Source organism: Thermogladius sp. (assembly GCF_049970955.1).
Taxonomy (GTDB): domain Archaea; phylum Thermoproteota; class Thermoprotei_A; order Sulfolobales; family Desulfurococcaceae; genus Thermogladius.
The window spans coordinates 16,660-28,203 of sequence record NZ_JBMFLY010000008.1 but is presented as its reverse complement, the minus strand read 5'-3'; the positions used below and the strand labels follow the sequence as shown (position 1 = coordinate 28,203).

Annotated in this window: 13 protein-coding genes; 5 read left to right on the top strand and 8 right to left on the bottom strand. The window is 53.2% G+C overall.

Going from position 1 to position 11,544, the window contains the following annotated elements:
• The coding region (locus tag ACP5VX_RS02500; RefSeq protein ID WP_428724324.1) for a TCP-1/cpn60 chaperonin family protein at nucleotides 1-662 on the bottom strand (662 nt) is incomplete at its 3' end.
• Nucleotides 663-778: 116 nt separating this feature from the next.
• On the opposite strand from ACP5VX_RS02500, the gene ACP5VX_RS02495 reads away from it, so the two are divergent.
• Nucleotides 779-1,132, top strand: a complete 354-nt coding sequence (locus tag ACP5VX_RS02495) for a thioredoxin family protein (RefSeq protein ID WP_428724323.1) — start codon at nucleotides 779-781, stop codon at nucleotides 1,130-1,132.
• Between the two features lie 8 nt (nucleotides 1,133-1,140).
• On the opposite strand, the gene ACP5VX_RS02490 is transcribed toward ACP5VX_RS02495, so the two are convergent.
• From ACP5VX_RS02490 to ACP5VX_RS02460, 7 genes are all read right to left on the bottom strand, one after another.
• Complete coding sequence (locus ACP5VX_RS02490; RefSeq protein ID WP_428724328.1) at nucleotides 1,141-1,821, bottom strand: hypothetical protein; 681 nt, start codon at nucleotides 1,819-1,821, stop codon at nucleotides 1,141-1,143.
• Between the two features lie 138 nt (nucleotides 1,822-1,959).
• Complete coding sequence (locus tag ACP5VX_RS02485; RefSeq protein ID WP_157864667.1) at nucleotides 1,960-2,286, bottom strand: hypothetical protein; 327 nt, start codon at nucleotides 2,284-2,286, stop codon at nucleotides 1,960-1,962.
• A gap of 62 nt (nucleotides 2,287-2,348) precedes the next feature.
• Entirely contained in the window at nucleotides 2,349-3,299 is a 951-nt protein-coding gene (locus ACP5VX_RS02480; protein WP_428724322.1) for a metallophosphoesterase family protein, read from the bottom strand.
• A 9-nt stretch (nucleotides 3,300-3,308) separates the two neighbouring features.
• Complete coding sequence (locus ACP5VX_RS02475; protein WP_428724321.1) at nucleotides 3,309-4,202, bottom strand: hypothetical protein; 894 nt, start codon at nucleotides 4,200-4,202, stop codon at nucleotides 3,309-3,311.
• A gap of 300 nt (nucleotides 4,203-4,502) precedes the next feature.
• Nucleotides 4,503-6,434, bottom strand: a complete 1,932-nt coding sequence (gene gatE / locus ACP5VX_RS02470) for a Glu-tRNA(Gln) amidotransferase subunit GatE (RefSeq protein WP_428724320.1) — start codon at nucleotides 6,432-6,434, stop codon at nucleotides 4,503-4,505.
• Entirely contained in the window at nucleotides 6,427-7,779 is a 1,353-nt protein-coding gene (gene gatD, locus ACP5VX_RS02465; protein ID WP_428724319.1) for a Glu-tRNA(Gln) amidotransferase subunit GatD, read from the bottom strand. Before gatD ends, gatE begins: the two co-directional genes overlap by 8 nt.
• A 92-nt stretch (nucleotides 7,780-7,871) precedes the next feature.
• Nucleotides 7,872-8,030, bottom strand: coding sequence for a 30S ribosomal protein S30e (locus ACP5VX_RS02460; protein WP_428724318.1), 159 nt, complete (start codon nucleotides 8,028-8,030; stop codon nucleotides 7,872-7,874).
• 97 nt (nucleotides 8,031-8,127) lie between these two features.
• Between ACP5VX_RS02460 and ACP5VX_RS02455 the strand changes: the two genes are divergently transcribed.
• The 4 genes from ACP5VX_RS02455 to ACP5VX_RS02440 are packed head-to-tail and all read left to right on the top strand — an operon-like array spanning nucleotide 8,128 to nucleotide 11,541.
• Complete coding sequence (locus tag ACP5VX_RS02455) at nucleotides 8,128-9,339, top strand: C/D box methylation guide ribonucleoprotein complex aNOP56 subunit (RefSeq protein WP_428724317.1); 1,212 nt, start codon at nucleotides 8,128-8,130, stop codon at nucleotides 9,337-9,339.
• 6 nt (nucleotides 9,340-9,345) lie between these two features.
• On the top strand, nucleotides 9,346-10,047 hold the full coding sequence (locus ACP5VX_RS02450; RefSeq protein ID WP_428724316.1) for a fibrillarin-like rRNA/tRNA 2'-O-methyltransferase: 702 nt from the start codon (nucleotides 9,346-9,348) through the stop codon (nucleotides 10,045-10,047).
• 42 nt (nucleotides 10,048-10,089) lie between these two features.
• Nucleotides 10,090-10,983, top strand: a complete 894-nt coding sequence (locus ACP5VX_RS02445; RefSeq protein WP_428724315.1) for a transcriptional regulator — start codon at nucleotides 10,090-10,092, stop codon at nucleotides 10,981-10,983.
• 6 nt (nucleotides 10,984-10,989) lie between these two features.
• Nucleotides 10,990-11,541 carry a nucleoside-triphosphatase gene (locus ACP5VX_RS02440; RefSeq protein WP_428724314.1) on the top strand — a complete coding sequence of 184 codons (552 nt, stop codon included), beginning with the start codon at nucleotides 10,990-10,992 and terminating at the stop codon, nucleotides 11,539-11,541.
• The last annotated feature ends 3 nt before the right edge of the window (nucleotides 11,542-11,544 follow it).

Below are 11,544 nucleotides of genomic sequence, written 5' to 3'. Positions count from 1 at the left end.
ATACCGTACACCAGCTGGGTGTCGAGGACGTTACCGCCCTTCTTCTTCTCTATCTTGACGTCGTCGACCCTGAAGTCGTACGTCCCATCCGGCTTCTTATCTGCGACGGTCAAAGCAGCGTCTATCGCCATGTTCGTCAACTTCTCGCTTACTAACGGTCCACCGATGTACTTGCTTGCTATAGTGGTGGAGACGACCTTCTTGAGCGTCTCTCTATCAGAGGGGTCGACCTTGATGGCGATCTCGTCTAGTATTCTGAGGGCCTCCTTGAGGGCCTTTGTGTACCCCTCAATTATAATCGTGGGGTGGATGTTCTGGTCTAGCAACTCCTCGGCCTTCCTAAGGAGCGCGCCTGCCAGTACGACCGCCGATGTTGTCCCGTCACCAACCTCGGCGTCCTGGGCTTTCGCGACTTCTACCAAGAGCTTAGCCGCCGGGTGCTGAACCTCCATCTCCTTCACTATTGTAGCACCGTCGTTGGTGACGGTGACGTCGCCGAAGCTGTCGACGAGCATTTTGTCTAGTCCTCTCGGGCCTAGGCTAGTCTTCAAGACCTCGGCTAGAGCCCTGGCAGCCATGATGTTTGCTCTCAATGCCTCCCTTCCAACAGTCCTCTGCGAGCCCTCCTTCAGTATTAAGACTGGAATACCATACATTGCCATTAGACTACCACCCGGGGAACCAGTTCGCATAAAAGTGATGATATTACTTCTATATAAACCTTTCTCAGCGAGTTAATAAGAGTGGTGAAGTAGAGTAGAAACCAAGGGATTAGGCGTTGAGCGTCGAGCTGACAACCAGAGAGGAGCTTGAGCGGGCTCTATCCATTGAAGAGCCTGTAATTGTTGAGTACTACGACCCCGACGTAGAAGAGAGCAGGTTCTTCTCAGAGGTAATGAAGGAGTTGAGTAAAGTGGCCGACCCTAGGTTGCTATTCTGCCGCGTGAACGTCAAACAACACGAGGAGCTCGCCGATGGCATAGGAAGCGTGCCGGCAGTGAGAGTGTTCTACAAGAAGAGCGTCATCTTCGAACAAAAGGGGTGTTTCGGAGACCTCAGACTCGACTTGATGGTTTTGAGGCGCGGGATTAGAGCTGTGTTCGAGAAGGTCAACCTCCGTTTCAGGATCTGAGAGGTCCCCTATATGGGTTGACTTCTACTCTCGATCTCCTCCACGATCAGCGCGATCTCGTCCGACTTCAAGTATACCTGGAAGAGGACGGTAGGCTTGGTTGGCCTGTACAAGGGGTGGTAGACCCCGTCCTCCCCGAGTAGCACGTATCCACGCTCGACGGCTAACCTGAGCTCGCCTACGCTCGCCGTCTTAACGAAAATATTGAGTTTATTGCCGAAGTCGAGGGCGTCTCTAACGTACTTCTCTGTTACGACGGCTCCGCAGACAAGACATGAATAATCCGGCATTACCGAGTTAAAACCACACTTAGGGCACTGTACTGGTGACCTGATCCCATACTTGGTCCAAAGGTACTGCAGGCCGGCGATCAGGTCCTCCCTCCCATACTCTTTAGCCAGCTTGTATAGCCTGCTGATCTCGGCGACAGCCGCCTTACCCCCGCTGTAGACGATGAACTCGAGTTGCTCGCGTGTAGGTCTCTTTATCAGCTCAAGCAGCTTAGCCGAGACAAGCTCGTCGACCTGGGGCTTCAACCTCTTGATCCTCCTGAGAACCGTGTCCACGTCTGGTTTAGAGGAGAGACCCTGTGTAACAAAGTCAAGCACTTCCAGTACGATCTTCTTGGAGGTTTCCTCGTCTAGACCTAGTTGAGAGAGCCCCAACGCGTCGTTAACGTACCCGTACATCTTGTCCAACAGATCGCTCGCTTCGAAAGTCTTCTTCCTGGTAGCTTTACGCCTCGTCTTAGCCTCGGACTTCTTCTTTCTTCCCTCCTCTTCCTCCGCAGACTCCTTTTTACGAGTTCTACGAGGAATGAGTACCCCCTACGAGTACTCCCTACTAGAAGACCGGCTCTCGAGGGCTCCGGAGTCTCTCTCCTCTATATATTCGGAGATCAGGTAGCTAAGAATCAGCTTAGCCACCGAAGACCTCTTCCTGAGCTTCTCCAGTATTTTCAGGTATTTTTCCGTTCTGTTCTTTTTACCAGCTTTACGAGCGAGCCTCTTCACAATGAAGTTCAGTATGTCCTCGTACTCGGACTCTATGTCCACCTTGTCCTCGTAGTACTCCTCGATGATCTCCTCGATCATGTCGCCTAGGAGCTCATCGGTCATGTCCATCAGAGTGTCGAGGACCGATTGCCCGACCACTTCAGTTGCGCCCCTACTTCATAACACGATATAAGGTAGCATTCCTTATAAATTAAACTCCATCAATAGGACTCGAACTCTAGTTTGTCGATCACCCTCCTAGATATCACACCAAGCCTCATCAGCTCGTACTTAAACCCAGCACCCGTCTTGACTATCCTCAGTAAACCTGTAGTTCCCAAGTGGTACGGGGTGGCCGCGCTGAAGACCGTTATAACTCTCCTCTCGTGGTTGACCTTGTAACCCTCCACAGCCTCGTGACCTCGAATTATGAGCTTGACTCCGGCAATCTTAAGGAACTTGTCGGTGAACTTCTGTCCGTAGAAGAAGCCAGCCCCTCTCACAGACTCCACTAAATACGTCTCCTCGTCCACCGGGTCGCTCCAGAGCACCGTCTCCAAGTCCAGGTCGTCTAGCATAGGGTCTCCCACCGAGAAGGCCTCCTCGAGAGTACTCGCGTAGAGCGTCCTGAAGGGGGGTCCACCATGTAATAGCACGGCCTCGCCTGGCAGGACAGCTACTAATGGTAACTTGTCGAAGAACTTGTATAAGAGGTGGAGGGCTTCGCTCGACTTCTCGGGCCCGAAGTACTGTGAGACCCTGTAAGGTAAGTCGTGGGGGTAGGGTAGCAACCACTTCGGGGGTTCATGATTACCTCGCAATAAAATAACGTCGCCAGGGTACCTGTCTTTCAACTCGAGCAGTAGCGCGAGTGTTTCTACCTGGTAAGACCCTCTATCGACGTAGTCCCCGAGGAAGACCAGCTTAACTCCGGTACCCAGTTTCTCCGGAATACCGATGGTCTCGAAAACCAGCTTAACGCTCGAGTAGTCTCCGTGTACGTCTCCGAGCACGTAGAGCTCGTTGAAGGAGCTCTCATCTATTTCTACGACCCCTGGGATCCTATACCTCACACCGCCTCCTGTGTAGCTTAGTTTACCGGCTACCCGCCTGAGGGTCTCAGCGAACTCACTGTACGAGAGCTTAACGTCCCTGTACGATTTTAAAACCAAACCCAGCCCCTACGCTCTTATCAAGTAGATCTCATAGCTGGTGAAATTAAAAACGTCGTGACCAATATCGGCGGCGTATAAGTGCTGGGGGCTGACCCAGACGTGAGACACAGATATGAGCGGGGAGCCCTCGATAACGTTCACCTGGTCCACGCCTGTAACCACGTTTATCTTGGCTAACTCGTTTAGCAGTTCTCGCAAGGTCGAGAGGTTTGGCACCGAAGAGACCATGATAGCGTAGCTGCCCCCCTGCCTGAAAACCAGCCTCTTCTTCGTCAGCTTCCCATCCACATGCCTATAGTAGTGGTTGAGGAAACTCGAGAAGGTGACTCCTAGCCCGACAAAGCCGTACAGCTCGGCCATGGTGAGCGGTTTAAAGGGCGGGTTGTAATGTCTGAAGAGCGTTAAGAGCGTTACTTCGTCGACTTTGTCTAGCTCGGGTGCCGGCTCTCCTTCCACGACCTCGTCGAGTCTCAGTAGCTCTATTTTTTCACCGTCCTCTACGGGGACGAGCACGTCTCTGACTCTGCCGTTGATCACCGGCTTACAAACGTACCTCACACCGCTCTCCAGCCTCTCTCCTAGACCCCTACCATACGCCAAGATGGTGGGCCTCGAGGTGAAAGAGTAGTAAGTAACGTCGGGCTTCACTCCCCCTAAACAAAACTTGGGAGGGATTTTCTGTGAGACGCTTATTACTGCGAAGTCCAGAAACCCTATTTTGTGCAAAGCTACGTGGTAATACTCTCTCAGTAAACCAAGTTTAAAACCCCGTCTGACAATCCTCGTCAGCTTCTCGTACGGAACGTTGATCTCAGCGCTGATCTCTTTCAGGGAGCGATGCCTCAGCGACGCGAAAGACACCTCTCTCAGGATGCCGACTATGTCATCTGGGCCTGCCATGGAGACACCCGAGAAATCTGGTGGCCGACGCGCGTAACCGGGCCTTGTTCTCGAGCGGGTTTTGAGGTCTCTGGTGCAGTCCCCCTCCGCAGGCCGCTGGTGTCGGTGTACGCGGGCTCAGTGGCTACCATTCAGATCATCCACAGTCAACAGCGGCCAAGGTTCTTCACAGCCCAGTCAGCACGCTCGTGTATCTTCACCGGTCGTTCTGTGGACCTCATCATACGTAGAGCGCTCGGCCAAATGCCTTCAAATCATTGACTTATCATAGACGGGAGTACTCCTCATCGCTAGCAGTTCTCACACTATGTTTAATTCTTTGAGCCTCCTTTTAACGATATCCGCTACAACAGAGCCCTCGACTCTACCCCTAAGAGCCTTCATCGCCTCGCTCATAACGATATTGAAGGCTTTATCACGCCTTGTCTTCAACTTTTCTAAGTTCTCCTTCACGATCTTGTCTACTAGGTCGAGTACTTCGCTCTCGGAAACCCTGCTCAGGCCTAGTTCTCTCACGACCTCCTCGACGTCCCTACCAGGCTCTTTGGAGACCTCCCTTAGCACGTCCGGTATAGCGTCTTTCACCAACCTGCCTGTGGCTACGAGTTCTATGACTTTCTCTATGTGCTCGTCCTCTATGTTCTCGACGCGAACCCCCTCGTTCTCGAGCATCCTCAACGTGTTCACTATAGTCGAGGCGATCAAGACTGGCGGTACCTTCCCCTTCCACTTCTCTACGAGTCTCTCGTAGAGGTCGAGCCTTATGTCGTTTATGACGCTGGTGGCTAGCTCCCTGCTCAACCCGTGTTCGCGAACAAACCTTTCCAACTTCGCTTCGAACGGCTCGGGAACAAGGCGCTTCGCAGACTCGATCAGATCGCTCGTTATCAGTATAGGCGGGATGTCTGTTTCAGGGTACATTCTTGCTCCTCCGGGCCTAGGTCTCATGTACCTCGTCGTGCCGTCTGGATTCGCAGCCCGAGTCTCCTCGGGCACGCCGTCGAAGGCGGCTTTAGCCCTTTCTAGGACTACCTCGAGAGCCTTCAACGCCTTGCTTCTCTCATCGACTACCAGTACGAATGCGTCCCTCTCCGGGTCGGCACCCAACCTTCTATAGACTTCGTTGACTTCTTCCACCGTTATTCCATACCCCGGTAGCTCGTCGCTGTGGATCAAGCCCCCGACCCCCGCCCACACCCTCGCGTAGTCGGCTAGCTCCGTACCGAATCTTCTACCAGGCTGTAGCTCGAAGCCGAGTAGACCCCTGAATCCGGTGAGCTTGAGCCCGTAAACTACGGCGTTCCTCTCCGTGAGGAGTCTCTTGATCAGCTTCGACTGGGTATTTCTGAACAGGTCGGTCAAGTCTACGAATACTGCTCTGAGATCCTCTTTGTCTACTCCCCTCCTACGTAGCTCTTCTCTTACCTCTAGGAGCCTTAACTGCCTCAACACCTCGTACTCTATTACCCGCGGAATCATGTAAAGGTGTTGAATACCTTTGATCTCGACTTTGCCCCCACCGGTAATACTTATGTTCACATCCTGCCTGATCGAGCCCAAACCACGCTTAGCTCTACCCGTCAACCGGACTAGCTGACCTATCTTGAACGCGACTCTCCTAGCCTGCTCCGGGCTGTGAATATCCGGCGCTGTTGCTATTTCGACCAGCGGGATACCCAGCCTGTCAAGCTTATATTCAACCTCATACTCCGACTCGCCTATTTTCCTGGCCGCGTCCTCCTCTAGGCACAGGGTCTGGATACGCACCCTCCCCTCCTCGTCTTCGAGCCAGCCATTCATCGCGATCAGGCTAGTCCTCTGGAATCCGCTGACGTTGCTACCGTCTATCACTATCTTCCTCATGACGTGGACTTCGTCTACGATTCTCATGTTCAGCGATAGAGCAACGGCCAGAGCTACCTCGAGGGCCTCCCTGTTCATCTGGTGAGGTGGTTCTTCGTCGGCCTCAACGAGGCAAGATGCCGAGCGGGGAGAATTGTACTTGAACCTCCTGCCCTTCTTCCACTCGAGGACGGCTGCCGGGTCGACCTCGCCCAACTCACTTCTGCTGGGCCTCAGCTCCCTGTAGAAGACGTCTACAGAGTCCTCCTCCACTAGCTTAGTGGGGCAACCGCAGAACAGCTTCTCCCGCGTGTCCAACTGGACGTGAATCTCCAGCCCAACCCTTAGACCGAGCTTCTCGTAGTCGAGACCTTGAACAGTTCTACTCATACGACCACCTCGGGTATAGGTCTAGCGTGTGCCTGTAGTTTATCTCGCCCTCGAGGTTGGTCAACATCCACTTCCTGACCTCTGCGAGGTCCCTCGTCTTGCTGGCTAGAACCCACGAAAGCTTTACGTAGGCTACTTCCGGTAGCATATCCTCTGCCGGTATAACCCCGGCTTCGAGGAGCCTGCGCCCCGTGGAATAGACGTTCAAGTTCACCCTGCCGAAGAGGCACTGGCTCGTCATTACGACAGGGATTCCGCTCTCGACAGCCCTCTTTATCGAGTCTAAGAGCCTGTTCGATATGTGCCCTAGCCCGCTCCCCTCAATGACTATGCCGTGGAAGCCCTTGTCGACGAGCATGTCGATTATCTCGTTCTGTACCCCGGGGTAGGCCTTAACCAAGGCTACCTTGTCATCGAACCTGGCCTCCAAGACGGGTGTCCTCGTGGGGTCTCTACTCTTTAAAATCCTCCCAACCTGTTTGATCTCCAAGGTGTAGGGGTTCACTAGGAGTATAGGCTTGTCGTTAATCGACTGAAAAGCGTCCCTTCTGCTCGTGTGCATCTTCCTTACCTTAACTCCTCTGTGGACGGCTATCAGGTCGTCAGAAGTAGAGGCGTGCATCGCGACAACGGACTCCGCTATCGGCGCTCTTGACGCGGTTATAAAAGCGCCTTTAAGGTTCAGTATGGAGTCGCTGCTTGGCCTGTCACTACTCCTCTGAGAGCCGACGAACACGACGGGGACGGGCTTGTCCCTGATAGCGAAGGCCAGCGCCGCGGCCGAGTAGGACATCATATCAGTGCCGTGAGCTATGACAACCCCGTTCACGCCTTGCTCCATCTCCCTGTAGACCTCGTTCGCGAGCCTCTCCCAGTCGCTAGGAGTTATGTCTTCGCTGAACACCCTCATGACCTCTCTTGCCTCAAACACGGCTATGTCGGCCAGGTCAGGGGCCCACTCCGTGATCTCCCTAGTTGAAAGCGCTGGGACAACAGCGCCCGTCTCGTAGTCTATCTTAGAGGCTATCGTACCCCCTGTACTCAGCAGCACGATCTTGGCCTTGCTCTCTACGGTCCCCTCCGGCTGCACTACCTTCTCTGGCCTGGCCTTCTTGGAAGCCAGGAATACCTGCGTCCTCTCGTCGACTTTTACTCCTATGTTGTAGCCGTTTTCTAGCTTTATGACCAGTATATCCTCGCTTGCCCTGACGGTGTACCTCGGCATCAACACTCCTTCGAATACCTCACCATCCTTCACAACTCTGACTCTATCACCTGGCTCTATCCCTGTGCTCGACAACAGTGCGGCTAGTCTCCCCGTATACCCGTGGTAGACAAGTACCATTCCCTGTTCCCTAGCCAGAAAAACAATAGAGTTTCGTGGAGTAAAATAACTGTTGTCTAACACGTCTCGGGTTCCTAGCCCTAGGAAAAACCCTACGTTACAGTGGGCTTAGAGGCCGGAGCTAAGACTCTCCTCGTGTACTCTAATCTGTTCCTGACTCTCGGCGGCTTGTTCTTCCTACCCTTGGGCGGGATCTTGGGCGTTTGGCTTCTGACCTTACCCGCCTTTGTAAGCGAGCCGTGGCTTGGCATACGTGACCACCGCTGTTCTACGCTACTAGAACTATTTGTTTTGGGGATATTTAAATAAGAGTGTTCTTAAAGTAGAATTAGAAGGCCAGGTGAAAGAATGACCGCAGTTTACTTTACGCAGAACGTGCTAGGGGCGTTTTTGCTCGATGAGGAGGGGAAAAGGCTAGCAGAGAGCCTGTCGCCTTTCAAGACTAACGAGATAATAGACTACCTAATAGACCTCGAGGAGGGCAAGATGACGCAGCAAGCGAGAGAAGTGCTCGAGAAGGCGAAGTCTATGGGGTACAACGAAGTAGTCGTAGAGACTATAGAGGACGGGAAGATCGCCAGCTCTCTTGGCTTAACTCCGAGAGTCGACGTGAGAGCTAGTGCGATAAGCAGGTTCAGGGAGAGACTACAAGACTTGGCCGTAGAGCTGGGTTTGTGTAGTTCTAGAGACGAGTTCTACGCGAAGTTGCACGAGATATCGCTCGAGCTGTCCCGTAGGAAGCTCAGGAAAGAGGCCCAGAAAAGAGACCTACTCGCGATCCAAGCTATAAGGGCTATAGACGACATCGACAAGACCATAAACCTGTACGTGTCCAGGCTGAGGGAGTGGTATAGCATACACTTCCCTGAGTTAGACGAGCTCGTCAAAGACCACCACGACTACGCCAGGATAGTCTACGAGCTTGGGGGCAGGGAGAACATTAGCTACGAGAGGCTAAAGAAGCTTGGCTTTAGCGAGGAGCTGTCCACGAAGATATCCGAGGCGGCGAAAAAGAGCATCGGCGCGGACCTGAGCGATTTCGACATTGAGTACATTAAGACTCTCGCCGGGATCATACTAGACCTCTACGAGCTCAGAGAGACCCTCGAGGGTTATATCGACGCGGTAATGAAAGAGGTTTCACCAAACGTCACCGCTATCGTGGGGAGTAAGCTAGGCGCGAGACTTCTCAGCCTGGCAGGCAGCCTCGAGAACTTGGCAAAGCTACCCGCTAGCACGATACAAGTGCTCGGGGCCGAGAAAGCCCTGTTCAGGGCTCTAAGGACCGGCGGTAAACCGCCGAAACACGGCGTGATATTCCAATACCCTGCCATACACAAGAGCCCGAGGTGGCAGAGAGGCAAGATCGCCAGAGCGCTCGCAGCAAAGCTCGCTATTGCGGCCAAGATAGACTTCTACACCGGCAGGTTTGTAGGGGACAAGCTGGTTAAAGAGCTCCAAGAAAGGATTGAGGAGGTTAAAAAGCTGTACGCGAAGCCGCCTGCTAAGAAGCCAGAAGAGGTTAAACCGGGCAAGAAGGGTAGAGAGAAGAGGAGGTGAAGTGGCTTGAGCGAAGTGGTCACCATTAAACCCCACGAGAAGTACTACGGAGTTTACGTAGTAGAGCTCGAAGACGGGAGTATGAGACTGGCTACTAAGAACCTCGTCCCAGGTCACAGGGTCTACGGCGAGAGGCTCTTTAAGTATGAGAACGTTGAGTACAGAGAGTGGAATATGTACAGGAGCAAGCTAGCTGGCGCCCTCGCGAACGGTTTGAGCGAGCAACCGATTAGAGAAGGAGACTCGATTCTGTACCTCGGAGTAGCTACAGGCACTACTGCCAGCCACATCTCCGACATAGTGGGACCAAAGGGCAGGATCTACGGTGTGGAGTTCGCGCCCAGGGTCATGAGAGAGTTCGTGGCGCTCGCAGACGTGAGGAAAAACCTCTACCCGATACTAGCCGACGCCAGGAAGCCGCAGCTATATAGGCACGTGGTGGAGCTGGTCGACGGGATATACGCCGACATCGCCCAGCCGGAGCAGGCATCCGTTGTGGCGGACAACGCGGATTACTTCTTGAAGCACAACGGGTACTTGCTACTGGCCATCAAGGCGAGGAGCATCGACGTAACGAAGGAGCCGAGCGAGGTCTATAGGAGAGAGATCGAGACGTTGAAGAACAGGGGTTTCGAGATAGTGGACGTAGTCCACTTGGAGCCCTACGACAAGGACCACGCTATGGTCTACGCAAGGTTCAAGAGGTAAAGGTTTTAGGTGCACCCATCGGGCTTTAGCCCGGTGTAGGTGATGAAAAGCAGAGCACTAGAAGAGCTTACGGAGGAAACGCTCGGAACCCTCAGCCGCGCCGGCTTTATTGTAGAGGAGATAGACTACCCCGAGGAGGGCCGTAGTGTAGACGTTGTTGGTAGGTCTGGAGACAAGAAGGTAATTCTGAAAGTGGTTTACGACTCAGCGAGGGTGAGTAAGAGGGAGATAGAGGACCTAAAGAAGCTCTCAGCAACCTACAGAGCGTCGGTCCTAATAGTGTCGGAGAAGTACTGGAAGACTAAGATGGAAGACGACGTCGTCTACGTTAGAAACGACATATACGTTGTCAACAAAAACCTTCTCCGGGACTACCTGTTGAAAAGTAGTAAGCCCATAGTGCTCAACGTGAGAGGGAACTACCTGGTCAGAATAAGTAGCAAGGGGTTTGCGAAGAGGAGGCTAGAGCTGGGCCTTTCAAGGAGCGAGGTCGCCAATAGGCTCAACATATCTCGAGAGGCGGTGTACCAGTACGAGACCAGGCGCTCGATGACGTCTATCCAGACAGCTATTAAGATAGCCGAGCTCTTGGGCGAGGATGTGTTTGAGGAGATAGACCTGCTCAACGAGAGTGTGTTCAACCAGTATGATACCAGTTCTGAGAGCCCGCTCCTAAACGAGTTACTAAGTCTCGTGAACGTCAGGAATGCGAAGCTCTACTCCTTCACAACGACACCTGTAGACGCTGCTATCGTCAAGGACGAAAAGACGGTCTCGATAGTGAGGTTGACAGGCTTCAGTAAAAGCGAAATCGAGCTCAAGGCAGATAACGCTGTGAAGCTAACTAGAGTTACAAGATCTACACCGCTGTTCATACACGACGAGATGAGGATTGAAAGGATCGGGGAGGCTTTGAGAGAGATACTCGGTGAGTAGCTGAGGATGGGCTACACCCTCGTGATAACGGGCAGGCCCGGAGTGGGGAAGTCCACACTTTTCAACAAGATCGTAGAGACGTTAAAGAGCAGTGGACTAGCCGTCGCGGGATTCATAACCTTCGAGGAGAGAGATTCCACGGGTCTGAGAGTGGGGTTCAAGATCCTCGACTTGAAGTCGAGGTCGTGGGCCTGGCTTGCCAGGAGAGACAACCCGGCCCCTGTACGGGTCGGTTCCTACGGCGTATTCGTAGAAGAAGCAAACAAGGTCGTCGAGATGGCCCTCAATAAGGAGGCTGTAGTGAACAGCGACGTCATATGCGTGGACGAGGTTGGCCCCATGGAGCTAAAGCTCCCGAGCTTTAAACCCCTGCTCATCAGTGCTCTCAAACTGGGTAAGCCGGCTATCCTCGTAGTTCATTACAGGCTGTCCGACCCCGACATACTGAGGTTTATTGACAAGTCCGAGAAGGTAACGGTCACCCTCGAGAACAGGGACGAGCTAAACCGTGTACTGCCCATAGTAGTCTTGGAGAAAGTCAGGGGGAAGAGACCGTAAGGT